Origin of the sequence: Pseudomonas sp. CP-1 (assembly GCF_021213715.1) — a bacterium.
Lineage (GTDB): Bacteria > Pseudomonadota > Gammaproteobacteria > Pseudomonadales > Pseudomonadaceae > Pseudomonas > Pseudomonas aeruginosa.
The window spans coordinates 86,017-110,896 of sequence record NZ_JAJQKY010000018.1 but is presented as its reverse complement, the minus strand read 5'-3'; the positions used below and the strand labels follow the sequence as shown (position 1 = coordinate 110,896).

Sequence of the window (24,880 nt, the reverse complement as noted above, 5' to 3'; positions counted from 1 at the left end):
GGGTAGAGTTCGTGCCGGTCATCGAGGGCTGGCTGCGTGGGAGCGCAATGAAGACGCGCATCCCAGCTCTTCTGGCGATTCGTGAGTGCGGATCAAATCTGTTTTACCGCCGTACGACTTTTTCCGTTCCCTGCGCCTATCTAACCTGCCGCTCTCTTCAACCCGGGATCGGCAGGCATCTCCGCTGCGGTTCCAGCATGTACGGAACACCATGAAAAACATTCTCCTGCTCAACGGCGGAAAGCGTTTCGCCCATTCCGACGGTCGCCTCAACCAGACCCTGCACGAAACCGCCCTGGCCCATCTGGACCGCCGTGGCTTCGACCTGCGCCAGACCTTCATCGACGGTGGCTATGACATCCCGACGGAGGTGGACAAGTTCCTCTGGGCCGACGTGGTGATCTACCAGATGCCCGGCTGGTGGATGGGCGCGCCATGGACGGTGAAGCGCTACATCGACGAAGTCTTCACGGCCGGTCATGGCAGCCTCTATGCCAACGACGGCCGTACCCGCTCCGACAGCACGCAGAAATATGGCAGCGGCGGTCTGGTGCAGGGCAAGCGCTACATGATCTCGGCGACCTGGAATGCACCACGGCAGGCGTTCGACGATCCGAGCGACTTCTTCGAAGGGAAAGGCGTGGATGCGGTGTATTTCCCCTTCCACAAGGCCAACCAGTTCCTCGGCATGTCCGGCCTGCCGACGTTCCTCGCGGTGGATGTGATGAAGCGCCCGGACGTCCCGGCTGCCGTCGCTGCCTACCAGGCGCACCTGGACAGGGTGTTCGGGCGCGCCGGCTGAGTTCGACGGCGGGCCTCGTGTCGCTTCGCTGGATGGAGTGGCGGATCGAAATCCAGGCTCTCGGGACGAGGCCTAACGGTCACGGATCCGCTATCCGGGCTTTTGTCGGCCACGACCCGCGAGTGATCCGAAATTCGATTTTTCCATCGATCCGTCGAATTAGATTTCATCGGGGACGGGGAGGAAAGGATGCTTTGCACGAATATTCGAATGGGCGCATCGTAAAATGAGCGCGCTTCGACCGCGTCGAAGCCACCCCCCGACAACGTTGCCGGCAGGTCGCTCATCGACTTCCGACGCCTGCCGCCGAATTCAGGAGATTCACATGTGTCCTTGCCCTCACTCCCAGGCCCAGGGAGAAACGGACGGAGAGGCTGAGTGGCATAACGCCGCCCTGGACTTCACCCATGCGATGAGCTACGGCGATTACCTGAAGCTGGACAAGGTCCTGGACGCCCAGTTCCCGCTTTCGCCCGACCACAACGAAATGCTGTTCATCATCCAGCACCAGACCTCGGAGCTATGGATGAAGCTGATGCTCCACGAACTGCGGGCCGCCCGGGAGCACGTCAAGTCAGGCAAGCTCGGTCCGGCGCTGAAAATGCTCGCCAGGGTCTCGCGGATCTTCGACCAGCTGGTACACGCCTGGGCGGTGCTGGCCACCATGACGCCGACCGAGTACAACACCATCCGCCCGTACCTGGGCCAGTCTTCCGGTTTCCAGTCCTACCAGTACCGCGAGATCGAATTCATCCTCGGCAACAAGAACGCCACCCTGCTCAAGCCCCATGCTCACCGCGCCGAGCTGCTGGCAGCCTTGGAGCAGGCCCTGCATACGCCGTCGCTATACGACGAAGCGATCCGCCTGATGGCCGCCCAGGGGCTGCCGGTAAGCCAGGAGCGGCTCGTCCGGGACGCGGCGGCCGGCACCTGTTACGAGGCCTCGGTGGAGGCGGCGTGGCGACAGGTCTACCAGGCGCCGGAGCGCTACTGGGACCTGTATCAGTTGGCGGAAAAACTGATCGACCTGGAGGATTCGTTCCGCCAGTGGCGCTTCCGTCACGTGACCACGGTGGAGCGCATCATCGGTTTCAAACCCGGCACGGGCGGAACCGAGGGAGTGGGGTATCTGCGCAGCATGCTCGATACCATCCTCTTCCCCGAACTGTGGCGGCTCCGTTCCAACCTGTAGTACCGGATGAGGCGCAGCATCCGCCTGCGCCTCAGTCGTTGCCGGCGCCTCCCGCCGCCCACTCTTGCCGCAAAAGCCCCATGAGAACGACATTCCAGCGTTCCCGGCCGACCCGGGTGGCGGAGCGGCGCAAGCCTTCTTCGCGGAACCCCGCGCGTCGATAGAGATGACGGGCGGCAGCGTTCCAGTCGTACACGTTCAATTCAACGCGCTCGATGTCGGCGTCGGCGAAAGCCTCGGCGAGCAGCGCCTCCAGCATCGGCAGCCCCAGGCCCTGGCCGCGCGCGTTTGGCGCCAGGGCTATGCGAGCCAGGCGGACGACGCCGTTGCGGCGGTCGAACAGCAACTGGCAATGGCCGATGACCTGGCCATCCAGGCAAGCGCTCCAGAGCAGGCGCAGCGGCGGTTGCCGGCGGCTTTCCGCGAGGTCTTCATGCATCTGCTCGAGGCTCAGCGGATGCCGCAGGGCGGGGCCGGCCCATTGCACCAGCTCCTTTTCCGTGGCGAACCAGCGTTGCAGGGTGGGGAAGTGTTCCAGCTGGAACGGGACGAGTTGCAGGTCCGGGACGGAACCCGTGCCGGGTGTGGGCATGCGGAGTGCCTCGCTCAGGTCATCGGGGGGAGCCGGCGTTTAACCGGGGACTTCTTGACGATGGCGGTGTTGGTTTCCGCGTAGCCGTTGATCCTGTCCAGCAGCGTGTCGAGCTGTTCCATCGAACGGACCTGGAGGCGGGCGATGAAGCAGTCGTCACCGGTGACCTTGTCGCACTCGGTGAACTCGGCGATGTCCTGGATCTGTCGCTCGACCTCGTGCAGCTTGCCGGGCAGGGGGCGGATGCGCACGATCGCCTGGAACTGGTAGCCGAAACAGCGGGGGTCGACATCCAGGGTGTAGCCGCGGATCACGCCGCGTTCTTCCAGTTTGCGCAGGCGTTCGGCGACGCTCGGGGCCGATAGTCCGCTGACCTGGGCGAGGGCCTTGAGGGACAGTCGCGAGTCAGCCATGAGGGCGTTGATCAGGCGTTGGTCGATGTCGTCGGTCATGTCGGCCTCGAAAGTTTTTTTTCAAAATAGCCCTGATAAAAAAGGTCGTCACGGTTTTTTGCCTGAGTAATGCGATGGAGGGCTGGAAGACGGCTTTGGATAATCATAGGCCTGTCTTGCGGGAGAGCGCTCATGAACGATCCGATCCGTCGCGGTACGCTGGAAATGACTTCGGCCATGCTGATCTGCGGCACCATTGGCTGGCTGGTGCTGCTCTCCGGGCAGCCCGTGCTGGACGTGGTGTTCTGGCGCTGCGTATTCGGTTTCGCCGCCCTGCTGGTCGCCTGTGCCGTGCTGGGCTTCCTGCGCCGCGGCAGCCTGGGGCGCGAGGCGTTCCTGCTGGCGCTCCTCAGCGGGGTGTTCATCGTCGGCAACTGGGTGTTGCTGTTCGCGTCCTACTCACGGGCTTCGATCGCCATCGGTACCGCGGTCTACAACGTCCAGCCGTTCATGCTGGTGGGGCTAGGCGCGGCGTTTCTCGGCGAGAAGGTCACGGCGCGCAAGCTGGGCTGGCTGGGGCTTTCGTTCGCCGGCATGCTGGCGATCGTCAGCGCCCACGGCGACAGCGACGCCCCGCGCGGGGACTACCTGTTCGGTATCCTCCTGGCGCTCGCTGCCGCGCTGCTGTATGCCTTTGCCGCGCTGATCGTGAAGCGCCTGCAAGGCACGCCGCCGCATCTTATCGCGTTGATCCAGGTGGGCACTGGCGTGCTGATGCTCGCACCGCTGGCGAACCTTGCCGAACTGCCCCGGGGCGTTGCTCCCTGGGCCAGCCTGGCGACCCTGGGAATCGTCCATACCGGGCTGATGTACGTGCTGCTCTACGGCGCCATTCAGAAATTGCCGACGGCGCTGACCGGTGCGTTGTCCTTCATCTATCCGGTCGCGGCGATCCTGGTGGACTGGCTGGTCTTCGAACATCGCCTGAGCCTGGCGCAGTGGCTTGGCGTGGCCGCCATCCTGCTTGCCGCGGCGGGCATGCAGCAGGGGTGGAGCGTGCGCCTGCCGGGGCCGGCAGTGCGGCGCGGCTGAGGCGGCGGGGAAAAGAAAAAGCCCCGCGACGGGGGCGGGGCTTTTCTACAGCGATCTCGGCCGATCAGTTGCCGAAAACCTTGAAGCGTTCGCTTTCGGCGATGAAGGCTTTCTCGCCCGCCGGGGCGGCGATGGCGCCGAAAGGCATCTGTGCGCGCAGCTTCCAGCTTTCCGGCAGGTTCCAGGTCTTGTGGGTCTGGGCATCTACCAGCGGGTTGTAGTGCTGCAGGCTGGCGCCGACCTTGTGCTCGGCGAGGACGGTCCAGACCGCGAACTGGGCCATGCCGCTGGCCTGCTCCGACCACACCGGGAAGTTGTCGGCGTAGAGGGCGAACTGCTCCTGAAGCTGGCGCACTACCGTCTGGTCTTCGAAGAACAGTACGGTGCCGGCACCGGCAGCGAAGGAGTTGAGCTTGGTTTCGGTGGCGGCGAAGGCGTCGGCGGGAACGATCTTCTTCAACTCGTCCTTGGCGATGTTCCAGAACTGCTCGTGCTCGGCGCCGAACAGCACGACCACCCGCGAGGTCTGCGAGTTGAATGCGGAAGGGCTGTGCGAGACGGCCTCCTTGACCAGTTCGACGACTTTCTCCTGGGAGATAGGCAGTTGCTTGTCCAGGGCGTAGATGGTGCGGCGGTTCTTGATGGAGGAGAGGAATGCGTCAGACATCGTGAGGCTCCTTGTTTGGAAGTTGGATTCGATATTAGCGACGGCCTCGATGAGATCAATGGGAAATAACCGGTGATTCCTATCGACTGATGCGATGGATGTCCTGTTTCCCCAGGAAAGCCGGGTATCAGCAGTCCAGCGAGGCCGACAGCGAGGGATGGCGAGTACGGATGAAATCGGAATATCGAGAAAGTCGATGGGCATAAACCCGCGAGAACCTGGCCGTTGATTCAGGTCAAGCAGGGTGGAGGCCAGGGAGGCGGCCAACCTTTAGTGATGGTGACCCGGCGGCCCGGCTCGGTGATGGTTCGATTGTAGGATTGTCGGACAAAAACTGGAGCGCACGATGTTTGAAAATTTCTCTCCCACCACCATGCTGGCCATCAAGAAGTACGCCTATTGGCTCTGGCTGCTGCTGGCGTTGTCCATGCCGTTCAACTACTGGATGGCCCAGGACAGCGCGCAACCGGCCTTCTGGGCATTTTCCCTGGTGATTGCGGTATTCGGCATCGGGCCATTGCTGGACATGCTGTTCGGCCGTGACCCGGCCAACCCAGACGAGGAAACCCAGACGCCGCAGTTGCTCGGCCAGGGCTACTACGTATTGCTGACCCTGGCCACGGTGCCGGTGCTCATCGGCACGCTGGTCTGGGCCGCTGGCGTGTTCGTCGCTTTCCAGGAATGGGGCTGGCTCGGCCGGTTGGGCTGGATCCTCTCGATGGGCACGGTGATGGGAGCGGTGGGGATCGTCGTCGCCCATGAGCTGATCCACAAGGACTCGGCGTTGGAGCAGGCTGCCGGTGGCATCCTGCTGGCCGCCGTGTGCTACGCGGGGTTCAAGGTCGAGCATGTGCGCGGCCACCATGTGCATGTGTCCACCCCGGAGGACGCTTCGTCGGCGCGTTTCGGCCAGTCGGTCTACCAGTTCCTGCCGCATGCCTACAAGTACAACTTCCTCAACGCCTGGCGCCTCGAAGCGGTGCGGCTGCGCAAGAAGTGCCTGCCGGTGTTCGGCTGGCAGAACGAACTGATCTGGTGGTACCTGCTGAGCCTGGCGTTGCTGGTCGGTTTCGGTTGGGCGTTCGGCTGGCTGGGGATGGTTTTCTTCCTTGGCCAGGCGTTCGTCGCGGTGACCCTGCTGGAAATCATCAACTACGTCGAGCACTACGGCCTGCATCGGCGGAAGGGCGAGGACGGGCGCTACGAGCGGACCAACCATACCCACTCCTGGAACAGCAACTTCGTCTTCACCAACCTGGTCCTGTTCCATCTGCAACGGCATTCCGACCATCATGCCTTCGCCAAACGCCCCTACCAGGCCCTCCGCCATTATGACGATAGCCCGCAGATGCCCAGCGGTTACGCCGGGATGGTGGTGCTGGCGCTGATCCCGCCGCTGTGGCGGGCGGTCATGGATCCCAAGGTACGGGCCTACTATGCGGGCGAAGAGTTCCAGTTGACGGCCGAACAGAGCGAGCGGCCGGCGGCCTCCTGAGCATCGCCGATGCCTCCCGCTCCGTGCCCGGATAGCTCTTCGTTCGGGTAATTCCGCCTTGCCGGGGGTTGGCTATCCTTAGCGATATCTCGCATGGAAAGGAGCCCAGGGATGAACATTCGGCAGAGGATCCTCGCTTCGGGCGCCATCGGCATCGTGGCTGTGGTGCTGCTCGGCGGGGTCGGCTTCTGGGGGCAATTGCGGTTGGGCAAGGCGCTGACGGAGAACGAGCTGAGCGTCAATGCGCTGCGCAACCACATGGAAGGCGACATGATGCACGACGCCTTGCGCGCCGACGTCCTGGCGGCGTTCGTGGTCCAGCCCGGCGACGGCGCGGCGGCCGAGCAGGTCCGCGAGGACCTGCAGGAGCACAGTCAGTGGTTTCGCAAGGTAGTCGAGCAGAACCAGGGGCTGCCTCTCAACGACGCCATCCACCAGGCGCTGGTCGAGTTGCGGCCCGACCTGGAAGCCTACATCGGCGCCGCCGAGAGCATCGTCGGCAAGGCGTTGCTCGATCCCGTGGCGGCGCGGGCCGAGCTGCCGCAGTTCGTCCAGGCCTTCAAGGATCTGGAAGGGCGCAACGAAGCGCTCAGCAGCCTGATCGAGAAACACGTCGAGCAGACCAACCGGGCGCGCGAAGACAGCATGCGCTATTCCGCCTGGATGCTCGCGGGCGGCATCCTGGTCGCCTGCCTGGTCCTCGGACAGCTCTGTCGCCAGTTGCTGCGCGCCGTCCTGCAGCCGCTGCGCAAACTGGTCTCATCGGCCCGGGTGATCGCCCAGGGCAACCTGCAGGAGCCGATCGGCGTCGACAGCAATGACGAGGCCGGCCAGTTGCAGCGGGCGTTGGGCGAGATGCAGGAGAACCTGCGGCAGATGATCACCATCATCCGCCAGGAAAGCGAAGAGCTCCACGACACCTCCCAGTCCATCGGCCAGACCTCGCAGTCGATCGTCCACGGCGCCAGCCAACAGGCCGACAGCGCCACCAGCATGGCTGCGAGCATGGAAGAGATGATCACCAATATCTCGCAGATTTCCGACCACGCCGACAACGCCAGGGTGATCTCGGCCAAGTCCGAGGAGCTGGCCAGCAGTGGCGGACAGGTGATCCTCAACGTGGTGGAAGGGATGAGCCGCATCGCCGACGTGGTCAACCAGTCCTCCACCAGCATCACCGCTCTCGGCCAGTCGTCGGACGAGATCCATTCGATCATCCAGGTGATCAAGGGGATCGCCGAGCAGACCAACCTGCTGGCATTGAACGCCGCCATCGAGGCGGCGCGGGCCGGAGAGGCCGGGCGCGGTTTCGCCGTGGTCGCCGACGAGGTGCGCGGGCTGGCGGCGCGGACCACCCAGTCGACCCAGGAGATCACCGCGATGATCGAGCGCATCCGCGCCAGCACGGGGCAAGCGATCAACAGCATGGAGGCCGGCGTGAGCCGGGTCAACGAGGGGGTGTCGTTCGCCCGCCAGGCAGGGGTGTCGATCAACGAGATCCTCGATGGAACCCGTCATGCCGCGTCGGTGGTCGACGAAATTTCCCAGACCATCCGCGAACAGTCGCGCGCCAGCGATGAAATCGCCCAGCGCGTGGAGCTCATCGCCCAGCGTTCGCAGCAGAACACCCAGGCGATGCACGAGATGGCCGCCACCGCCAGGCGCCTGAACGAGGTTGCGGCGACCATGCGCTCGTCGGTAGAGCGCTTCAAGATCTGACGGGAGCCGCCTAGGTCGCCGACTCCGGGAGGCGCACGAACAGCGTGTAGCGTGCGCCTTCGATCGCTTCGAAGGCGATCAGCTTCTCGATCAGCGCCAGGTTCAGGATCTTGCCCGCGTTGAGCAGCAGCATGCCGTTGTTGGCGGTGAGGTTGCGCGCCAGCACCATGCCCGGAACCAGATCGCGGGTGCCATGGGCACGGACTTGCGGATCGGCCAGGGTGACGTCGGCAAGGGTCGTCGCGCAGACTTGGATGAACGGTTCGATCAGCTCGGGGTCGTACAGCCGGCCGGCGTACTTGCGGATGTAGATCAGCGCTTCGTCGCGATTCATGCGCCGTTCGAGGATCAGCCCACGCTGCAACTCGACGAAATCCACCGCCAGCTTCAAGAGGCGCGAGCCTAGGGGGATGGACTCGCCCTTGAGGTGGTCCGGATAGCCGCTGCCGTCCCAGTGCTCCTGGTGATGGCGAATCAGGCGGGCGGCGTCCTGCATCGGCTCCAGCGACATCAGCAGCGACTCGCTGAGTTCCGGGTAGCCGCGGAAACGATCGCGGTCGTGGTGATAGAGCAGGTCCGAGGGCGAGCGGAGCAGGGTGTCGTTCCAGCTCAGCTTGCCGATGTTGTAGAGCGCCGCGGCCATCGCCAGGTCGCGACCATCCGATTCGTCGACGAGACCGCTGGCACAGCAGGCGCGGACCAGTTCGATGATCTGCTGGTTGGTCTGCTTGTCCTTGGGCAGGCGCTGGTTGACCAGCAGCGAGAAGACCTCGGTGCCGACCACGTAGCTACGCTTTAGCTCCTCATAGGCGAGGTCGAGCATGTCGGCGGTCTGCTGCAGTTCGGCGGTGCGCGCCTGAACGCGCTTTTCCAGCGTGGCGTTGAGTTGCTGGAGGCGGTCGTTCTGCTCCTGGGTAAGTCGCTCCAGGCGCCGCCGCTCGCGCTCGGAATACAGGTATTCGAGCGACTGGCGCAGGGTCAGCAGCAACTCGTCGTCGTTCCACGGCTTGCTCAGGTAATGGTGGATGCGCCCTTCGTTGATGGCCTTGGCGATGGTCGGCAGGTCGGCATGGCCGGTGAGCAGGATGCGAATGGTTTCCGGGAAGCGGCGATGGATTTCCGCGAGCAGGGCGGCACCGTCCATGTTCGGCATGCGGGCGTCGGACACCACCAGGTCCACGGGCCGGCTTTCCAGCAGTTGCAGGGCCTGTTCGCCGCTTTCCGCCAGCAACAGGTCGTAGGGCTGGTTGCGTAGCAGCCGGCGCAGGCTGCTGAGGATCAGCGGCTCGTCGTCGACCAGCAGTACGCTGAAGCGGATCTCCGTCTCGTTGGAAGGAGGTGCGCTATCGTTCATGAGTGTCTGTCCACCGGGTGAGTTTTGCCTGAGTGCTTCAGGCAAGCATAGTCCGAGTCTGGCCTGGACGAGGGGCATGCACGCGGCGACAGGGCGAGCGGAGGTGCGGATCATGGAGGCGTTACCCATCAGGAACCGGCGCTTGCTGGTGATCGATGAGCGGCAGGCGGATCGAGACCGTGTATGCGGGTTGTTGCAGGGAACCCGAGAGGCCGAATCGCCTCCCGTGGCGCCTGAGCGGGGCTACCAGGTGGATACGGCGGGAAGCGCCGAGGAGGCCTTGGGGCGGATACGCTCGGCCCTCCAGGCCGATGCGCCGTATGCCGTGGTGTTTCTCGGGATGTCGTCGGTAGGCGCGGATATTCCCGTTCTCGAGCGGTTCTGGCGTCTCGACTCCCGCTTGCAGGTCGTGGTGCATGCGCCTCCCGCCGATTTTCCGCTATTGGCGCCGTGGGCCGCGGAAGAGCGCCTGCTGCTCCTCGGCCTGCCTTTGCAGGGACAGGAGGTCCGCCAGATGGCCGGCAATCTCAGCGCCAAGTGGAACGTGACGGCTCACCTCCAATTGCAGATGAGCCGGATGGAGGCTGCCATCCAGGAGATCACCCAGGAAGTCGGCCAGGCCAAGGAGGCGCTGGAGAAAGAGATCGGCGAGCGCAAGGAGCTGGAAAGCCAACTGGTGCAGACGGAGAAGCTTGCCTCGATCGGCCACCTGGCCGCCGGCGTCGCCCATGAGATCAATAACCCCATCAGCTACGTTTCCTCCAACTACACCACCCTGGAGGAGCACGTCAGGCGTTTGCTGGAGGTACTTGAAGCCTATGAAGAGGCTCGCCCCGCGATCCGCGACGAGGCGCTGGCAAGACGCCTGGAGCAGCTCGGCGAGCGGGTCGAACTGGCCTTCGTCAAGGAGGATGTCGCTGTGTTGCTGCGCGAATCCAGGGAGGGAATAGGGCGGGTGCGCAAGATCGTCCAGGACCTGAAGAACTTCTCCCGCGTCGACGCCGAGGACGACTGGCAGTGGACCGATCTGCACCAGGGGATCGAGTCGACCCTCAATATCGTCGCCAGCGAACTGAAGTACCGGGCCGACGTGGTCCGCGAATACGGCGATCTGCCCGAGGTGAAGTGCCTGCCGTCGCAGGTCAACCAGGTGGTGATGAACCTGGTGATGAACGCAGCCCAGGCGATGGGGCCGGAGCGGGGTCGCATCGTGATTCGCACGGGGCATACCGTGGAGCATGCCTGGATCGAGGTGGAAGACTCGGGGCAGGGCATCTCCCCCGAGATCCTGCCGCGCATCTTCGATCCGTTCTTCACCACCAAGCCGGTAGGCAAGGGGACCGGCCTGGGGTTGTCGCTCTCCTACGGCATCGTCCAGAAACACGGCGGCACCATCGAGGTACGCAGCCAGCCGGGAGTCGGCAGCGCTTTCCGGATCGTGCTTCCCCTGGAATCGCCTGGCAACCTGGGCGGAGCCCACGGAAATTAACTGTTGCGCCGCTTAAGGTAACGTAAGACAATGATTTATCTACCGTTTGGGGTGGGTCTCAGGTTGGGATGCCGGTTTGGTTCCCATTGCCGGCTCACTTGAAGCGAGATCCTGCCCGGATGGCGAAATCGGTAGACGCAAGGGACTTAAAATCCCTCGGGGGTAACCCCGTGCCGGTTCGACCCCGGCTCCGGGCACCATCGTGTTTCCTGGCGTTCAGCCGACTTCTGCGCTCCTTCCCCGATTTTCTTCTGGCCCGCAATCGCGCGGCAGTCAACGAGTCGACGTTGCCTTCTTTCCCTCCTCGGCCTTGGAGGCGTTTCATTCTAGTACGGCTCCGTATAGGGTTCGCCCTGGCTGGCGAGCGGGAGTGTTTGTTCAGTTTGAAGTAGTTGTCTTTGGAAGTTTGTTTTTTTGTCGTTATCTTCTGCTCCTGCTTTTTAATTTCCTTTCCGAATATATTCAATTCACTGGCGGAATTATTGTGTTTTCTCCTGCATGAATTGATAGGCGGTACTTTCTCGCTGCTGTGCTTTGCTGACAGGGAAGGATCGCGAATCAGGGTTTTTCGCCTCTTTCGTTTATGAACAGGAATTCATATATCGGAGATCAATCATGGCTTGGAAAGGTGAGGTTCTGGCTAATAACGAAGCAGGGCAGGTAACGTCGATTATCTACAATCCGGGCGATGTCATTACCATCGTCGCCGCCGGTTGGGCCAGTTACGGACCTACCCAGAAATGGGGGCCGCAGGGCGATCGGGAGCATCCGGACCAAGGGCTGATCTGCCACGATGCGTTTTGTGGCGCACTGGTCATGAAGATTGGCAACAGCGGAACCATTCCGGTCAATACCGGGTTGTTCCGTTGGGTTGCACCCAATAATGTCCAGGGCGCCATCACTCTTATCTACAACGACGTGCCCGGAACCTATGGCAACAACTCCGGCTCGTTCAGCGTCAATATTGGAAAGGATCAGTCCTGATAACTTGTCTCTGAAAAAAAGGGCCCGAATGGGCTCTTTTTTTAAATACAAATAAAGTGAAGTTGCCCGTGTGGCCGTTATGAACGGACAGGCAGCGCTTCGCAGTTGCGACTACCAATGACAAGGGTATCGAACTCCTGGGGCTGCCGCGGTCGTGGGAAACCGACCGAGTGGGGGCGGGGAACTGCTTCAACACGCTTCGGTCTGAACGGGAATATCGATTCCTGACCCGATTCAGAATTCCGTCCACATAGTAGACAGTACCGAAGCCGATGCCCTGCCGACTTTCCCTGGTTGTATTTCCCGCTCTCTTCTCCATTGCCGCTGGCGCCGCGGAGGAACTCAAGGACATGGCAGGTTCGACCATCGTCGTTGCCGGAAGACTCGAGGCCGTCGAATGCCCTGGCGCAGGCCTGTACGATTGCACGGGGTGGCCTGCCAACCTGTACCGTTTCGAGGGACAGGACGTATGCCTCAGCATCGAGGCTGGCTGCGATTACAGTTGCGATGGCATTCTCAGCGAGAAGGGCGGCACGCAATCGATCCTGGTTTCCGGCTCCTATCGCGATCACATCCGCAAGGTGGAAGGCACGCAGGTCTCCTGCCCGCGCTAGAGACGCTCGGCCGAGCGCTGGAAACATCGCGAGGCGCAACGGACGGTCTGCCGCCCGCTGAAGAAGGCGAGCGGATCGGGATGTGCTAGGGTGCCCGTTTGCAGGGAGGACTCAGGGCATGGAGCACCCATACAAGACCCCAGAGGCCGACCTGGCCGACGAGAAGCTGACTGCGAGAGGTTTCCTTTCCGGTGGGCAGCCGCTGTGGAAGGCATTCTGGCTGTTCTTCGCTGCGGGTTTCTTATTGCTCAGTGTCGCCGCCAGGCAGGCGATGGTGGCCATTGTCGATCCGCTGATGCAGGAAGCTCCCGGCGAACATGCGGTGGCCCTGACCTTGTGGGGAATGATCGGTGTCGAGCTGGTGAGGCTGGCCTACCTGTGCCTCAGCCTCGTCGTGGTCTGGCGCTGCGGGCGCAACTCCCGCTGGGTGGCTGCGCGCCATGCCAGCAGGGCGGTGCTGTCGGCACTGATACTCCTGACCCTTTACTCGATCTATCTGGTCTGGGCCTTGCTCGCCAGTCCCTGATCGACGCGCCGAGGCTGGCGAGCATGCTGGTACGGCCCATTCCACGTGCCTGCGTCGGCTAGCGCCGCAGCCAGTCCTCCAGTTGCTCCGGCAGCATCGGCTGGGCGATCAGATAGCCCTGGCCCTCGTGGCAGCCCCAGGCCTGCAGCAGGTGGAAGGTGTCGTGGGTCTCGATGCCTTCCGCGACCACCCGATAACCCAACTGGCTGGCCAGGCCGATCACCGCCTGGGTGACGCTCTGCGCCTTCGGCGAGCCGGCGAGGTCGCGGGTGAATGATTGATCGAGCTTGATGGCGGTGACCGGCAGGTCGCGCAGGTAGGTCCAGTTGCTGTAGCCGGTGCCGAAGTCGTCCACGGCGATGCCCATGCCAAGCTCCCGGGCACGCAGCAGCACCGAGCCGACCGCCGAGGCGTCGCGGATGAGGACGCTTTCGGTGAATTCCAGCTCGAGGGCGGAAAGGTCGATGTCGTAGGTTTTGGCGAGTCTGACGGCCTCTTCCAGGAAGCTGCTGTCTTCCATGTCCGATGCCGATACGTTGATCGCCAGCCTGAGCGGGATGTTCCGTGCGTTCCATTGCGCCAGCTGGGCCATGGCATGGCGCAGCACCCAGTCGCTGAGGGGGCGCATCAGTGCGGTTTTCTCCGCCAGGGGCACGAATTCGGCGGGGCTGACGAAGCCGAGTTGCGGGTGCCGCCAGCGCAGCAGCGCTTCCACGCCCGTGCACCTGCCTGTCGGCAGGTCGATTTTCGGCTGATACACCAGATGGAAGCCTTCTTCGGTTCCGATCGCCTGGGACAGCGAGGTCAGCAATGTGAAGGCGCGCTGCTGGGCCTGGTCCAGCGGCGGGTTGTAGCGGGCCCAGCCGACACCGCGGTCGCGGGCGTCGTCGGCCGCGCTGACCACCAGGCGCAGCCAGTCCTGGTCGCCGTCGAGGGGATCGTCGGCAAGCGGTAGTACGCCGAGTCCCACGATGGCCTTGATCGGGATCCCGCGACATACGACGGGGCTTTCGAAGGCCCGCAGCAAGCGGAGGCAGACCGACTCGGTTTCTTCCTGTTGCTGCCGTGGCAGGAGCAGTCCGAAGCGCGTCGGGCTGATCTTGTAGAGGGTGAAATCCGGCAGTGCCGCGCGGATGCGGTCGCGCGCCTCGAGCATGAGGTCGTTGGAAAAGGGATAGCCCAGCGTACGGATGATGGTATTCAGCAGGGCGAGGGGCAGGAGGTCGGCGGCGATCACGGTGAGGGCGCCGTCGCGCTGCAGGCGCAGGGAAACGTCCTCCTGCAGGCGGAGACGGTTGTACAGGCCGGTTGGCTCGTCGATGTAGTTGGTCGAGCGCAGCGTATGGATACGGGCCATCACCAGGCGGGCGAAATGCTCGAGCATGGCGATGTCGCGCTCGGACAGCGGCCCGCGTGGTTCCCGGTCGATGACGCAGAGGCTGCCGAGGTTGAGACCCTCCGCGGTGGCCAGCGGAGCCCCGGCGTAGAAGCGGATGCGCGGTTCGCCTTGCACATAGGGATTGTCCCGGAAGCGCGGGTCGAGGGTGGCGTCGGCCACCTCGAAGACTCCCTTGCCCAGGATCGCGTAGGCGCAGAACGAATCCCGTCGCGGCGTCTGCCGGGTATCGAGGCCGATGCTCGCGCGAAACCACTGGCGCTGGTGGTCGAGGATGGAAATGAGCGCGATGGGCGTCTGGAAGTAGGACGTAGCGGCGGCGAGGATTTCCTCGAATACCTCGTCCGCACCTTCTTCCAGCAATCCGAGTTGGTCGACGTAGGCTTGCCTGGAATGCTCGTTCGCGGGATAGGGTGGGGTTGCCATGCTGGACTCCTGGGCTACTGCGATGTCGGGCATCGGCAATCAATGATGTCATTGTGCCTTTATTTCGTGGAGCGCGGGCTCTTTCCCAGATTGCAGCGATGAAAGGGCATGGGGGTTGATCGCGGTCATGCCGGTAGGGCCTTCGACGCCGACGCCAGCTCTGCGAAACCGATTACCTGCCAATCGGACGTTTCCTATATCGACCGGCACCACCGCTCGCTAAAACAGTCGCACATGCTTCCACCGAGAAAAGACATGTCCGATACGTTCTCCTTCGCCTCGCGCCTCTGCAAGTTCGTCATCCTTCTCGTCATCCTGCTGATCGGCGGAGCCAGCCTCTACCTGTGGTGGCTGGGGCGGCCTTACCAGGACGCCATGTCCGCCTTCGTCCCGTTGCTCATGCCGATGCTCGTGCTGGTGCTGGCGTTCGATACGTTCCGGGCCCTCGCCCGAACGAGGCGCTAGGCGTCAGCGAGGCAGCGCTGTATTCCCGTCGTTCTACCCTGCCAGTTCTGGTAGGCGGCGGGTCTTCGCAGGCAAGCGCTTGAACTGGGTGAGGTTTCCGGATTTGTCCTGTTTCCGTGGCGAAGCCGTGCTTGCCTAATCCCCCGGTTCATCTAGATATACCCATGGCTTCCTCAGGGTTAAGGAGAAGTCATGCAACGAATCGTCATCGTCGGGGGCGGAGTGGGCGGCACTATGCTCGCCAACCTGCTGGTCGTCCGGCTCTACCCGGAGATACTCGGCGGTGAGGTGCAGGTACTGCTGATTTCCGACTCGCCGGATCACTACTACAAGCCGGCCTTCATGTACGTCGCCTTCGAGCAATTCTTCCTCGAAGATCTGAAACGACCGCAGCGCTCGCTGCTGCGGCCGGAAGTGATGTTCCAGCTCGACCGGGTCGACCGTTTCGATTTCCCCCGCCAGGAACTGCAGACCCGCAGCGGCAGGCGCCATGGCTACGACTACCTGGTGATCGCCACGGGTTGCGTGCCGGCTCCGGAACGTATCGAGGGGCTGAAAGAGGCTGGCGACCATTTCTACCAGTACCAGCCGGCCCGTCGGTTGGCCGAGCGGCTGGCGAGCCTGGAGTCGGGGCGGGTATTCATCACGGTGAGCTTCCCGAGGACGCCGAATGTGCCCCACCAGTGCGGGATCGCGCCTGTGGAGACGACCCTGATGCTCGACGACTACTTGCGCCGCCGGGGTGTCCGCGAACGTGTCGAGATCGTCTACACCTATCCCACCACGGCCCAGTTGCTGCGCAACTGTCTGTTCCTGCAACGACCGACCTGCGAAATCCTGCCGAGCCTGTTCGAGCAACGCGGCATCCGTTTCCAGCGCGGTTTTACCCTGGCCAGGGTCGACCCGGAGCGGCGCATCGCCTATTCGGAGGAGGGCGACGAGCAGCCGTTCGACTTGCTCATGGCGACACCGCCGATCCACGCCGTGGATGCGGTCAGGGAGTGCGGCCTGTCCCAGGNCGGCGCATCGCCTATTCGGAGGAGGGCGACGAGCAGCCGTTCGACTTGCTCATGGCGACACCGCCGATCCACGCCGTGGATGCGGTCAGGGAGTGCGGCCTGTCCCAGGCCGCCGCCGACGAAGGCTGGTTGCCGACGAACCATGAAACCTTGCAGGTGTATGGCGTCGACCGGGTGTATACCCTGGGCGATACCGTCGATCTGCCGGTGAGCAAGGCCGGTGGGGCCTGTCACAACCAGGCGCCGGTAGTCGCCAGCAACATCGCTGCCGAGATTCGTCTCGGTAAGCCCTGCGCGATCTACGATGGACGAGTCCAGGCTGTCGCGCAGATGGGCCTGAACGCCGGAATGCCGCTCTGGTACGACTATCGGCACGACGTAAAGCCGACCCCGCCGACCAAGCTTGGCGGGTTGTTGCGCCAGGGTTTCAATCGCGGCCTGTACTGGGCCGTAGCCCGTGGAATGCTTTGACCCCGCACGGGGAGGAGCCGACATGGATAGCCATCAGCAGCCATACGCGTCGCAGGCGCAGGCCGATACCACCCTGTTTCCCGAGCAGACCCGCGAGAGTCTCCAGGCCCTGGCCGTCAAGTTGCAGCCGCTGATCGAGGGCCACCGCCTGGACAACCTGGTGGATCTGCTGTCACTGCTTTCGGATATCGTCGATCTGCTGGACCCGGCCATGGTGGACAGGCTGGCGCAGCTCTTCGAGCAGGTCACCAGTGTCGGTTGGTCAGTCGGTAACGCGGTACGCGTGGCCAAGGCGGAGCTGCTCCGAGAGCAGCCGCCAAGCCTGAAAGACCTGCTGCGGTTGTTGCGCGACGCCGATACCCGGCGCGGGCTGGCTCTCGTGCTGGGTAGCTTGCGCAGCCTGGGGTGCCAACTCGCCGCGGAGCAGGAGGTTGTCCATGGTGCATGACCTTCTCCGAGATCGTGCGGATCTAGAGGCGCGTTGGAACCCTTCCGCCTACATGCAGTTCGCCCGTTTGCGCCAGCGGCCGGTGGTCGAGTTGCTGGACCATATCGAGCTGTGCTGTCCGGAACGGATCTACGATCTTGGCTGCGGAACCGGCATCGCCACCGAATTGCTCGCCCGCCGCTGGCCGCTGGCCGAACTGCACGGCGTGGACAGCTCCGTGGAGATGCTCGAGGAGGCCGCGCGCTTGCCGATCAAGGCCAGTTGGGAACGCGCCAACCTGCGCCACTGGTGCGCCGAGCGCCCTGCCAGCCTGCTGTTCGCAGCGGCGGTACTGCACTTTCTCGAAGATCACGGCAAGCTGCTGCCACGCCTGCTGGGGCAACTGGCTCCGGGAGGCTGCCTGGCGGCGCACATGCCGAACTGGCGCGATGCTTCCTGGTATCGCCTGATGCTCGATGCGCTGGACAGTGCGGGCCCCGGCGGTGCATCGCTGGGCAGCCCCGCGTTGCGCTACCGGCTGCATCGGCGCAATGTGCTGTCGCTGGACAACTACTACCGGCTACTGGCACCGCTGACGGCGGAGCTGGACATCTGGGAGACCGAGTACCTGCAAGTGGTGGACGGCAACGACCCGATCTTCGATTGGATCAAGGTCTCCGCCTTGCGTCCGGTGCTCGGCGAACTGGACGAGGAGGCGCGTCGGCGCTTCCTCGACCGTTACCTGGAACTGCTGCACCGTCACTATCCACGGGAACTGGATGGACGAACGCTGTTCCCGTTCCGCCGAGTATTCATCGTCGCCAGTCTCGGCCGCTGAACGGGCGTTTCAGTGATCGGAGAGAATGTCCACTGCGCCCGGCTTGTCGTAGGCGCCGAAGCGATCGACCAGGGTCGCGCTGGCGGCGTTCAGGCCCAGCACGTCGACCTGCACGCCGCGCTGGCGAAAGCCCAGGACCACCTTGTCCAGTGCCGCGACGGCGGTGACGTCCCACAGATGGGCGTGGCGCAGGTCGATGAGCACATGCTCCAGCGTCTCTTTCAGGTCGAAGGCAGCGACGAACCTGCCGGACGACGCGAAGAACACCTGCCCGCTCACCTGGTAGTGGCGGCGGGTGCCGTCGGCGGAGCGTTCGCTGTCGATATCGAGGTAGTGCCCGATCTTGTTGGCGAAGAACAGCGAGGCCAGAAGAACGCCGGCGACCACGCCGAAGGCCAGGTTGTGGGTGGCGAGGACCACGCCGACCGTCACCAGCATGACCAGGTTGGTCGATAGCGGGTAGCGCTTCAGGTTGCGGATCGACTCCCAGCGGAAGGTACCGATGGACACCATGATCATCACCGCCACCAGGGCCGCCATGGGAATCCGCCCGACCCAGTCGCTGAGGAACACCACCATCAGCAGCAGCGCGACGCCGGCCACCAGGGTCGAGAGCCGGCTGCGCCCGCCGGATTTAACATTGATCACCGACTGGCCGATCATCGCGCAGCCAGCCATGCCGCCGAGCAGGCCGGTGGCGATGTTCGCCAGCCCCTGGCCCTTGCATTCGCGGTTCTTGTCGCTGCCGGTGTCGGTCATCTCGTCGACGATGGTGGCGGTCATCAGCGACTCCAGAAGGCCGACCACCGCCAGGGCGGCGGAGTAGGGCAGGACGATCAGCAGGGTGTCGAGGTTCAGCGGCACGTCCGGCCAGAGGAACAGCGGCAGGTTGTCGGGCAACTGTCCCATGTCGCCGACGGTGCGGATGTCCAGGCCCAGGTAGATGGATATGCCGGTGAGGACCAGGATGCATACCAGCGGAGAGGGCAGCAGCCGGCCGATCCGTGGCAGGTGCGGGAAGCCGTAGACGATCGCCAGGCCCGCGGCGGTCATCGCGTAGACCGGCCAGCCGACATCGGTGAGTTCGGGTAGCTGGGCCATGAAGATGAGGATCGCCAGGGCATTGACGAAACCGGTCACCACCGAGCGCGAGACGAAGCGCATCAGCGAGCCCAGGCGCAGGTAGCCGGCGAGTATCTGCAGCACGCCGCAGAGCAGGGTCGCCGCCAGCAGGTATTGCAGGCCGTGGTCCTTCACCAGGTTGACCATCAGCAGCGCCATGGCGCCGGTCGCGGCGGAGATCATTCCCGGACGGCCGCCGGCGAAGGCGATCACCACCGCCATGCTGAAGGAGGCGTACAGGCCGATCTTCGGGTCGACCCCGGCGATGATGGAGAAGGCGATGGCCTCGGGGATCAGCGCCAGGGCGACGACCAGGCCGGCGAGCAGATCGCCGCGAATATTGGAGAACCAGTTCTGTTTCAGCGTCTGTAGCATCGGGATATCCAGGGACGAGGTGCGGCCCGTGCCGTCGGTAGACGGTGCGGGCCGTGGGATGGCATTGAAAAAACAAGGGATGACGACAGGCGTTCAGGCGAACGAACGCTGGCCGCGGTCGCTCGGACCGTTGCCGGAAGGGGCAGGCATGGCTATGGCGGAGTGGGCAGCCAGGTCATCGGGGAGTAGCGGGTAGTCGCTTGCAGGGAGCGGCAGCATAGCCGATTCGATAGGCCCGACCAAGCTCTACTCCGGACATTCTCTGGGGGCGCAATCGGTGGCGCTGAATCAAACAGGCGAAACGGTTCTAAGCTATCGAGGGATCGTCCTTGCATGGAGAGAAGATCATCATGTTCAACACTCGTTCTGTGCTGGCGCTGGTCATGAGCCTGTCTCTGCTCGGCGGTACGCCTGCCGTCCTGGCCGACCCGGGCAATGGCAAGGGCAATCCGCATGGCAACCAGATGGACGGCGGAAAGGCTGACAAGGGCAACAAAGGCAACCAGGGCGGCCCCGGCAACAAGGGCGGCGGCGCCGGCCAGAAGGGCAACGGCGGCGGCAACTGGGACTCGGGACCGCGTATCGACGTCGGCGGGGTACGGGTGATCCTCGGCGACAACCGCGGCTACTGGAATCCGGGGCCGGCCCTGCCGCCCGGCATCCAGAAGAACCTGGCGCGCGGCAAGCCGCTGCCGCCTGGCATCGCCAGGAAACTCGACGGCCGCCTGCTAGGCCGGCTGCCGCACTACGACGGCTACGAGTGGATGCAGGCCGGCACCGACCTGCTGCTGGTGGCGGTGGCGACCGGGCTGATCTACGAGGTGCTGGACAACGCTCTCGACTGAGCGGGCCAGGGCGGGTAGCGCCATAGGCGCTATCCGCCAGGCCCCGTTGGAGTGGCGGATAACCGTGTTGCGCTTGTCCGCCCTACCTCGTGGAAGTCCTTTTCTTACCCCAGGTCAGGCCCGCAGGCGTTGCAGGGCATCGCCCAGTTGCGCGGAGAGGTTGTGGAGATCACGGCTGGCGGCTTCGGTCTGCTCCACCTGTTCCTGGTTGCTGGAGGCGATCGAGGCGATTTCCGTGAGGTTGCGGGAAATGTCCTCGGCCACGGCGGTCTGTTCCTCGGCGGCGGTAGCGATCTGGCGGTTCATGTCGCGGATCGATTCGACCGAGGCGGTGATCTGGCGCAGCATGGCGCCGGCGTTGGCAACCTGCTCGGCACCGGCCTCGCTGCGCGACTGCCCGCTTTCGATGGCGCGCGCGGCATTCACCGCGCCGTTCTGCACGGTATCGATGATCTGGTGGATCTCGGCGATGGACTCGGCGGTGCGCTGCGCCAGGGTGCGGACCTCGTCGGCGACCACCGCGAAGCCACGGCCGGCATCGCCGGCGCGGGCGGCTTCGATGGCCGCGTTGAGGGCGAGCAGGTTGGTCTGCTCGGCAATGCCGCGGATCACGTCGAGGACCTTGCCGATCCTGCCGCTATCGCTTTCCAATTGGCGGATGACCTCCACCGTATGGTCGATCTCCTTGCGCATCTCGCCGATGCTGCGAATCGTTTCTTCCATCACGTCTTCGCCGCGCTGGGCGGAATCGTCCGCCTCGTCGGCGGCTTTGGCCGCGTCGCCGGCGTAGCGCGCCACTTCCTGGGCGGTGGCGGACATTTCCTGCATCGCCGTGGCGACCTGGTCGGTGCGGCTGAACTGCTCGCGGGTACCGGCCGCCATCAGGCTGGCGATCGCGTTCAGCGAGCCGCTGGCGCTGTCTAGGTCGCGGGTACTGCGCCGCAGCCGCTCGAAGATGTCCACCAGGAAGTCGCGCAGCGTGTTGGCGGCCAGGGCCAGCTTGCCGAGTTCGTCCTTGCGCCGGATCTCGATGCGCTCGCCGAAGTCGCCATGGCTGAGCTGGGCGATGTGCTCGATCAGGCGTTGCACCGGACGTACCAGGTTGCGATTGACCAGCCACAGGCTGAGCAGGGCGACGGCCAGACTGGCGCCGATCAGCACCAGGCTGCCGAGCAGCATGGTGCGCCGGGCCTCCGCGCTGATGGCGGCGGAACGGAGATCACTGGCCTGGTGCAGTTCGTCACGCAAGGCCTGCATCTGCGCGGTGGTGGCGCGGTCGATGCCGGTCACCGCCTGGTCGCCGGCGATAGGGTCGGCGCCCGCCTCGAGGAACCGTTGCCTGCCTTGTCGGTAAGCCGTACCGAGTCGCCGGTGCTCTTCGCGCAGGCGCTCGACACGATCCTTCAACTCGCCTTCGGCCACGCTGCCCAGGCGCCCGAGGATGTCCTGCACCGCTCCTTCCTGGGCCTCGAACTGGCTCCAGTATTTCGTCTGGGCCTCTGCCTGGCGTCCGCGCAGCAGGACGTTCTTCCATTCCTGGACCTGGCCGCGGAATTGCAGGTTGGCCTCGTCGATCAGTTGCGCCGCCCGCACGGGGCCGCCGAGCAGCTCGCGGTAGGCGCGTACGTCGCCGGTCAGCGAGCCGAAGCAGGCCAGGGCTATGAGTAGCAGCGCCGCCAGGCTGCCGCCGAGCAGGACAAGGATTTGCGCACGTAGGGATTGTTGCAGCATGGAACGCCTCGATGGATTGCCAGGTTGGACCGGCACGCAGGCTGCGACGAGGCAGCCGAGGACGTCCCTGTGGCCCGGCGAGGCGGGCATGGCGCGTGTTCCGGCTCGCAGAGTATCGACAGCGGATCTGACAACTTGAGGACGACGCAGGGGCCGGGCCAGAGCCGACGAAGGGAAATAGCTGGCATGGATGTTCTGCGGGGCTTCGGTTAATCTCTGTGACGAATGTCACATTGTGCCAGTCGAAGGATCTGACTCATGGATGTCCCTCCCACCGTTCAGGATGAACAGGCCGTTTCCCGCCAGTTGCACTCGTTGAGTGTGCGCAATCTCGCTCACCTGGCTGCCGCCCTGACCCAGCTCGGCTTCGAGCTGTCGCGCAGCTCCGACCCTGGCACCCGCCAGGCGGCCAATGCCTTCATCGGCCAATTGGCCAATATCAACCAGGACATCGATCGACAGATCGAGCTGCTCGGCGCGCTGGACGCCGACAGCGTGGGGTTTCGCCTGCTGGACGAGGTGCAATACCCGGATGCGCCCGAATGAGCCGACGCCAGGAGCACGCAAAGAGTGGAGGGGGTGTGCGGGCCGAGAGCGGCAGTCTCCCGGCGTGGCGCTGATCAGTCTTCCTGGCGCAGGTCGCTGAGCATCTGCTCCCAGTACTGGTTGGCCTTGCGGTTGAGATCGAAGGCGGCTTGACGCAACTGGTCGTACTCGGCGCCGCTGTAGCCGCTTTCGCGCAGCTTCTGGCGAGCGGCGTCGGCTTCTTCGCGCAGACGGTTGTAGGTCGCCTGGTCGTCCGCCCAGGTCCTACCTGTGCGCCGGGTGTACTTGTCCTGGGGTTCAGCCATGGGGTCTCCTTGCGGGCCGGATGGGACTTGGAAAAACGCTGCGCTGAACAGACTTTTTCCAATGGCAAAAATTCAAAAAAAACTGACGGATTGCGCGACTTCGCTATTGGTACCGATGTCCCATACCTGTACGCCAGCCGATGAAATTTGTGCGTTCCTCGCCAAGTCGGCTAGCTTGTTCAGGCTTGCGCCTTGGCGCTCGCCGTCTCTCCGGTAAGCTGGGAACCTTGTCGCCATGGGCTCGGAGACTGCGCGGACGGCGCCATGGCGACAGGTTCGACCTTTCCCTCCGATGGGTTTTGCGAGTAAGGAAATGCTATGAGAAGCAAGGCGTCCGGCTTGGCGCTGGTGGTAGTGGCGGGGCTTGTGGCGGGTTGCGCCAGCAGTGGCTATCAGCCCGAGGTCGACTGGCCGGCCGGCTGGCAGGTGATCACCGAGAGCATCCCACCCGAGGCCAGCGACGTGGAGCAACTGGGCTCCCGGCAACTGGCGACCAAGCTCGGGCCGGGAGGTGAGAAGGAAGCCAGCATCGAGTTGCTCAGCCTGAAGATGATGGAAGAGGAGTCGGTGGAGATCGACGGCCAGTTCCAGAGTGTCTTCGATGTCGTCCAATCGGGCTACCGCAAGGCCGGGCTGGGCTCGCGCTGCACCACACCGATCCGCTCGAACCTCGGCGGCCTGGCATCGCTGGAGACCCACTGCCGGATCAGCCAGGGCAACGAGGTGCTGCTGACCCAGATCGTGGCGATGGCCCTGGGACAGCGCGCGATGTACTCCCTGGTATATACCGCCAGTCCGGCCAACAGCGTGGTCTACCGGCAGAGCTACCTGCGCACCCGGGCCAGCCTGGTCCTGCGCTGAAGGGCCAGCCGCTCGACGCCTGGACGCGACCGGCGTCGCTCAGGCTTCCTCGGGCGGCGCCTCGACGCTGAGATAGCGATGGGCGCCGCAACGCCGGCAACGTTGGCGCAGCATCAGGTCGGGGCCTACCGTGACCAGGCTACCTTCGTCCCAGCGGCAACCTCGCAAGAAACAACGCAAGCGCATGACTCCTCCCCGCGGGGCGGCTCGCCCCGTCCACGAAACAGGCAGTGGTGGTGTGGTTCACTCCGGCTTGTTCTTGTCTGGAGGTGGGAAAAGCCTGCGGCGAAGCGTCTAGAATGGGCAACCTAAATTCGCCGGATCATTCCGCGGCGGGATTCATCACCCAACTGGCGGCGGTGACCTGCGGTGCCAGGCACAGCTCGCCGACCATCTGTTCCACCAGCGAATCCTCCTTGTGCAGGGTGAACACCACGGCGTTCACTTCCACGTTGCCGCTGCCTTTCAGCGCGTGGCTTTCCAGGCTCTGCAGGTTCAGGCGGTTGTCGCCCATGCGTTGCAGCAACTGCATGCGCACCAGCGCTTCGTTGCGCGCCTCGCAGGACACGCTGATCTGGTAGAAGCGCTCCTGCTCGGCCTCGCCCGAGGTGTGGCGGTCCACCACCCGGCCGAGAGCGGGCAGGAACAGGTTGGCGATGACGATCAGCGCGGTCGTCATGCAGGCCGCCAGGATGAAACCGCTGCCGGCCAGTACGCCGATCGCGCCGGTGCTCCAGATGCTCGCCGCAGTGCTCAGGCCGCGTACGCTGAGGCCGTCGCGCATGATCACGCCGGCGCCGAGAAAACCGATGCCGCTGACTACCTGGGCCGCCATGCGGGTCACGCTGACCTCGTTGTCGAGCAACAGCGGCAGGATCGAGAAGCTGGCCGCACCGAGTGCGACCATCGCGTGGGTGGCCATGCCGGAAGAGCGTTGTCGCCATTGCCGCTCGAGACCGACCAGCGCACCGAGGCCGAGGGCCGTCACCAGGCCGATGGCGATTTCCGGGGTCATGCTGTGCTCCTGTGAAAAACCGCCCATTCTACGCCGTTCCGTTGGGCCGCGCCGGAGCCGACGGCCCTGGGCGGACAAGCCTCTTGCGTTTACCTTTACGTTAACGTAAACATGCTCTTC

General features: G+C 64.1%; 25 protein-coding genes, 1 tRNA gene and 1 pseudogene. 17 read left to right on the top strand and 10 right to left on the bottom strand.

Annotation, left to right across the window (positions count from 1 at the left end; genetic code table 11):
* The first annotated feature begins 211 nt into the window (after positions 1-211).
* Together LT948_RS26520 and kynA are read left to right on the top strand one after the other, a co-directional pair.
* On the top strand, positions 212-802 hold the full coding sequence (locus LT948_RS26520) for an NAD(P)H-dependent oxidoreductase (protein ID WP_015502810.1): 591 nt from the start codon (positions 212-214) through the stop codon (positions 800-802).
* A gap of 325 nt (positions 803-1,127) precedes the next feature.
* Entirely contained in the window at positions 1,128-1,994 is an 867-nt protein-coding gene (gene kynA / locus LT948_RS26515; RefSeq protein ID WP_003090069.1) for a tryptophan 2,3-dioxygenase, read from the top strand.
* A gap of 31 nt (positions 1,995-2,025) precedes the next feature.
* Here the strand turns inward: kynA and LT948_RS26510 are convergent, their stop codons facing one another.
* On the bottom strand, positions 2,026-2,586 hold the full coding sequence (locus LT948_RS26510) for a GNAT family N-acetyltransferase (RefSeq protein WP_003090067.1): 561 nt from the start codon (positions 2,584-2,586) through the stop codon (positions 2,026-2,028).
* Positions 2,587-2,600: 14 nt separating this feature from the next.
* Positions 2,601-3,038, bottom strand: a complete 438-nt coding sequence (locus LT948_RS26505) for an Lrp/AsnC family transcriptional regulator (protein WP_003090065.1) — start codon at positions 3,036-3,038, stop codon at positions 2,601-2,603.
* Positions 3,039-3,170: 132 nt separating this feature from the next.
* On the opposite strand from LT948_RS26505, the gene LT948_RS26500 reads away from it, so the two are divergent.
* Positions 3,171-4,070 carry a DMT family transporter gene (locus LT948_RS26500; protein ID WP_003090062.1) on the top strand — a complete coding sequence of 300 codons (900 nt, stop codon included), beginning with the start codon at positions 3,171-3,173 and terminating at the stop codon, positions 4,068-4,070.
* A gap of 64 nt (positions 4,071-4,134) precedes the next feature.
* Here LT948_RS26500 and LT948_RS26495 read toward each other — a convergent pair whose 3' ends face one another.
* Complete coding sequence (locus LT948_RS26495) at positions 4,135-4,737, bottom strand: nitroreductase family protein (RefSeq protein WP_003090061.1); 603 nt, start codon at positions 4,735-4,737, stop codon at positions 4,135-4,137.
* 346 nt (positions 4,738-5,083) lie between these two features.
* Between LT948_RS26495 and alkB1 the strand changes: the two genes are divergently transcribed.
* Together alkB1 and LT948_RS26485 are read left to right on the top strand one after the other, a co-directional pair.
* Positions 5,084-6,232 carry an alkane 1-monooxygenase AlkB1 gene (alkB1, locus tag LT948_RS26490; RefSeq protein WP_003108805.1) on the top strand — a complete coding sequence of 383 codons (1,149 nt, stop codon included), beginning with the start codon at positions 5,084-5,086 and terminating at the stop codon, positions 6,230-6,232.
* Between the two features lie 111 nt (positions 6,233-6,343).
* Positions 6,344-7,951, top strand: coding sequence for a methyl-accepting chemotaxis protein (locus tag LT948_RS26485; protein ID WP_003090055.1), 1,608 nt, complete (start codon positions 6,344-6,346; stop codon positions 7,949-7,951).
* A 10-nt stretch (positions 7,952-7,961) separates the two neighbouring features.
* Here LT948_RS26485 and LT948_RS26480 read toward each other — a convergent pair whose 3' ends face one another.
* Positions 7,962-9,305 carry an HD domain-containing phosphohydrolase gene (locus LT948_RS26480; RefSeq protein WP_034025961.1) on the bottom strand — a complete coding sequence of 448 codons (1,344 nt, stop codon included), beginning with the start codon at positions 9,303-9,305 and terminating at the stop codon, positions 7,962-7,964.
* 76 nt (positions 9,306-9,381) lie between these two features.
* Here LT948_RS26480 and LT948_RS26475 point away from each other — a divergent pair, with 76 nt between their 5' ends.
* The 5 genes from LT948_RS26475 (at position 9,382) to LT948_RS26455 (ending at position 12,918) form a co-directional block, all read left to right on the top strand.
* Positions 9,382-10,794, top strand: a complete 1,413-nt coding sequence (locus LT948_RS26475) for an ATP-binding protein (RefSeq protein ID WP_058150133.1) — start codon at positions 9,382-9,384, stop codon at positions 10,792-10,794.
* Between the two features lie 113 nt (positions 10,795-10,907).
* Positions 10,908-10,994: transfer RNA gene (locus LT948_RS26470), tRNA-Leu, on the top strand.
* A gap of 415 nt (positions 10,995-11,409) precedes the next feature.
* A complete protein-coding gene (lecA, locus tag LT948_RS26465) occupies positions 11,410-11,778 on the top strand; it encodes a PA-I galactophilic lectin (RefSeq protein ID WP_003102492.1) in 369 nt (122 codons plus the stop codon).
* Between the two features lie 272 nt (positions 11,779-12,050).
* Positions 12,051-12,392 carry a hypothetical protein gene (locus tag LT948_RS26460; protein ID WP_003120049.1) on the top strand — a complete coding sequence of 114 codons (342 nt, stop codon included), beginning with the start codon at positions 12,051-12,053 and terminating at the stop codon, positions 12,390-12,392.
* Positions 12,393-12,510: 118 nt separating this feature from the next.
* Positions 12,511-12,918 (top strand): hypothetical protein, encoded by a 408-nt coding sequence (locus LT948_RS26455; RefSeq protein WP_019682186.1) that lies wholly within the window; start codon positions 12,511-12,513, stop codon positions 12,916-12,918.
* Positions 12,919-12,976: 58 nt separating this feature from the next.
* Here the strand turns inward: LT948_RS26455 and LT948_RS26450 are convergent, their stop codons facing one another.
* Positions 12,977-14,740, bottom strand: a complete 1,764-nt coding sequence (locus LT948_RS26450; RefSeq protein ID WP_033945096.1) for a cyclic di-GMP phosphodiesterase — start codon at positions 14,738-14,740, stop codon at positions 12,977-12,979.
* A gap of 255 nt (positions 14,741-14,995) precedes the next feature.
* Between LT948_RS26450 and LT948_RS26445 the strand changes: the two genes are divergently transcribed.
* The 4 genes and pseudogenes from LT948_RS26445 (at position 14,996) to LT948_RS26425 (ending at position 17,960) form a co-directional block, all read left to right on the top strand.
* Positions 14,996-15,205, top strand: a complete 210-nt coding sequence (locus tag LT948_RS26445; protein WP_003090037.1) for a hypothetical protein — start codon at positions 14,996-14,998, stop codon at positions 15,203-15,205.
* Positions 15,206-15,397: 192 nt separating this feature from the next.
* Positions 15,398-16,695: pseudogene (locus tag LT948_RS33400) on the top strand (hypothetical protein); the annotation flags it as partial.
* Positions 16,696-16,717: 22 nt separating this feature from the next.
* Entirely contained in the window at positions 16,718-17,143 is a 426-nt protein-coding gene (locus LT948_RS26430; protein WP_058150137.1) for a DUF1641 domain-containing protein, read from the top strand.
* Entirely contained in the window at positions 17,133-17,960 is an 828-nt protein-coding gene (locus LT948_RS26425; protein WP_003090032.1) for a class I SAM-dependent methyltransferase, read from the top strand. The genes LT948_RS26430 and LT948_RS26425 overlap by 11 nt, the downstream gene beginning before the upstream one ends.
* A gap of 9 nt (positions 17,961-17,969) precedes the next feature.
* Here LT948_RS26425 and LT948_RS26420 read toward each other — a convergent pair whose 3' ends face one another.
* Positions 17,970-19,457, bottom strand: a complete 1,488-nt coding sequence (locus tag LT948_RS26420; RefSeq protein WP_073657100.1) for a SulP family inorganic anion transporter — start codon at positions 19,455-19,457, stop codon at positions 17,970-17,972.
* A 350-nt stretch (positions 19,458-19,807) separates the two neighbouring features.
* Here LT948_RS26420 and LT948_RS26415 point away from each other — a divergent pair, with 350 nt between their 5' ends.
* Entirely contained in the window at positions 19,808-20,302 is a 495-nt protein-coding gene (locus LT948_RS26415; protein WP_073657101.1) for an anti-virulence regulator CigR family protein, read from the top strand.
* A gap of 114 nt (positions 20,303-20,416) precedes the next feature.
* Here the strand turns inward: LT948_RS26415 and ctpH are convergent, their stop codons facing one another.
* On the bottom strand, positions 20,417-22,123 hold the full coding sequence (ctpH, locus tag LT948_RS26410) for a methyl-accepting chemotaxis protein CtpH (protein WP_021264881.1): 1,707 nt from the start codon (positions 22,121-22,123) through the stop codon (positions 20,417-20,419).
* Positions 22,124-22,291: 168 nt separating this feature from the next.
* Between ctpH and plzR the strand changes: the two genes are divergently transcribed.
* A complete protein-coding gene (gene plzR, locus LT948_RS26405) occupies positions 22,292-22,579 on the top strand; it encodes a type 4 pili assembly inhibitor PlzR (RefSeq protein ID WP_003090024.1) in 288 nt (95 codons plus the stop codon).
* A gap of 74 nt (positions 22,580-22,653) precedes the next feature.
* On the opposite strand, the gene srfA is transcribed toward plzR, so the two are convergent.
* Positions 22,654-22,884, bottom strand: a complete 231-nt coding sequence (gene srfA, locus LT948_RS26400) for a stress response facilitator SrfA (RefSeq protein ID WP_003090022.1) — start codon at positions 22,882-22,884, stop codon at positions 22,654-22,656.
* Positions 22,885-23,202: 318 nt separating this feature from the next.
* On the opposite strand from srfA, the gene LT948_RS26395 reads away from it, so the two are divergent.
* The gene (locus tag LT948_RS26395) at positions 23,203-23,745 is read left to right on the top strand and encodes a DUF4946 domain-containing protein (protein ID WP_003090018.1); all 543 of its coding nucleotides are present in this window, start codon (positions 23,203-23,205) and stop codon (positions 23,743-23,745) included.
* Positions 23,746-23,784: 39 nt separating this feature from the next.
* On the opposite strand, the gene LT948_RS26390 is transcribed toward LT948_RS26395, so the two are convergent.
* Both LT948_RS26390 and LT948_RS26385 read right to left on the bottom strand, forming a co-directional pair.
* On the bottom strand, positions 23,785-23,931 hold the full coding sequence (locus LT948_RS26390) for a PSPA7_2676 family Cys-rich small protein (RefSeq protein ID WP_003090016.1): 147 nt from the start codon (positions 23,929-23,931) through the stop codon (positions 23,785-23,787).
* A 136-nt stretch (positions 23,932-24,067) separates the two neighbouring features.
* Positions 24,068-24,760, bottom strand: coding sequence for an MgtC/SapB family protein (locus tag LT948_RS26385; RefSeq protein WP_003102512.1), 693 nt, complete (start codon positions 24,758-24,760; stop codon positions 24,068-24,070).
* Positions 24,761-24,880: the final 120 nt, after the last annotated feature.

Bases quoted from the DNA above. Each gene is read 5' to 3' on its own strand.
- LT948_RS26520 (WP_015502810.1), top strand. From the start codon at position 212: ATGAAAAACATTCTCCTGCTCAACGGCGGAAAGCGTTTCGCCCATTCC.
- kynA (WP_003090069.1), top strand. From the start codon at position 1,128: ATGTGTCCTTGCCCTCACTCCCAGGCCCAGGGAGAAACGGACGGAGAG.
- LT948_RS26510 (WP_003090067.1), bottom strand. From the start codon at position 2,586: ATGCCCACACCCGGCACGGGTTCCGTCCCGGACCTGCAACTCGTCCCG.
- LT948_RS26505 (WP_003090065.1), bottom strand. From the start codon at position 3,038: ATGACCGACGACATCGACCAACGCCTGATCAACGCCCTCATGGCTGAC.
- LT948_RS26500 (WP_003090062.1), top strand. From the start codon at position 3,171: ATGAACGATCCGATCCGTCGCGGTACGCTGGAAATGACTTCGGCCATG.
- LT948_RS26495 (WP_003090061.1), bottom strand. From the start codon at position 4,737: ATGTCTGACGCATTCCTCTCCTCCATCAAGAACCGCCGCACCATCTAC.
- alkB1 (WP_003108805.1), top strand. From the start codon at position 5,084: ATGTTTGAAAATTTCTCTCCCACCACCATGCTGGCCATCAAGAAGTAC.
- LT948_RS26485 (WP_003090055.1), top strand. From the start codon at position 6,344: ATGAACATTCGGCAGAGGATCCTCGCTTCGGGCGCCATCGGCATCGTG.
- LT948_RS26480 (WP_034025961.1), bottom strand. From the start codon at position 9,305: ATGAACGATAGCGCACCTCCTTCCAACGAGACGGAGATCCGCTTCAGC.
- LT948_RS26475 (WP_058150133.1), top strand. From the start codon at position 9,382: ATGCACGCGGCGACAGGGCGAGCGGAGGTGCGGATCATGGAGGCGTTA.
- lecA (WP_003102492.1), top strand. From the start codon at position 11,410: ATGGCTTGGAAAGGTGAGGTTCTGGCTAATAACGAAGCAGGGCAGGTA.
- LT948_RS26460 (WP_003120049.1), top strand. From the start codon at position 12,051: ATGCCCTGCCGACTTTCCCTGGTTGTATTTCCCGCTCTCTTCTCCATT.
- LT948_RS26455 (WP_019682186.1), top strand. From the start codon at position 12,511: ATGGAGCACCCATACAAGACCCCAGAGGCCGACCTGGCCGACGAGAAG.
- LT948_RS26450 (WP_033945096.1), bottom strand. From the start codon at position 14,740: ATGGCAACCCCACCCTATCCCGCGAACGAGCATTCCAGGCAAGCCTAC.
- LT948_RS26445 (WP_003090037.1), top strand. From the start codon at position 14,996: ATGTCCGATACGTTCTCCTTCGCCTCGCGCCTCTGCAAGTTCGTCATC.
- LT948_RS26430 (WP_058150137.1), top strand. From the start codon at position 16,718: ATGGATAGCCATCAGCAGCCATACGCGTCGCAGGCGCAGGCCGATACC.
- LT948_RS26425 (WP_003090032.1), top strand. From the start codon at position 17,133: ATGGTGCATGACCTTCTCCGAGATCGTGCGGATCTAGAGGCGCGTTGG.
- LT948_RS26420 (WP_073657100.1), bottom strand. From the start codon at position 19,457: ATGCTACAGACGCTGAAACAGAACTGGTTCTCCAATATTCGCGGCGAT.
- LT948_RS26415 (WP_073657101.1), top strand. From the start codon at position 19,808: ATGTTCAACACTCGTTCTGTGCTGGCGCTGGTCATGAGCCTGTCTCTG.
- ctpH (WP_021264881.1), bottom strand. From the start codon at position 22,123: ATGCCCGCCTCGCCGGGCCACAGGGACGTCCTCGGCTGCCTCGTCGCA.
- plzR (WP_003090024.1), top strand. From the start codon at position 22,292: ATGGATGTCCCTCCCACCGTTCAGGATGAACAGGCCGTTTCCCGCCAG.
- srfA (WP_003090022.1), bottom strand. From the start codon at position 22,884: ATGGCTGAACCCCAGGACAAGTACACCCGGCGCACAGGTAGGACCTGG.
- LT948_RS26395 (WP_003090018.1), top strand. From the start codon at position 23,203: ATGAGAAGCAAGGCGTCCGGCTTGGCGCTGGTGGTAGTGGCGGGGCTT.
- LT948_RS26390 (WP_003090016.1), bottom strand. From the start codon at position 23,931: ATGCGCTTGCGTTGTTTCTTGCGAGGTTGCCGCTGGGACGAAGGTAGC.
- LT948_RS26385 (WP_003102512.1), bottom strand. From the start codon at position 24,760: ATGACCCCGGAAATCGCCATCGGCCTGGTGACGGCCCTCGGCCTCGGT.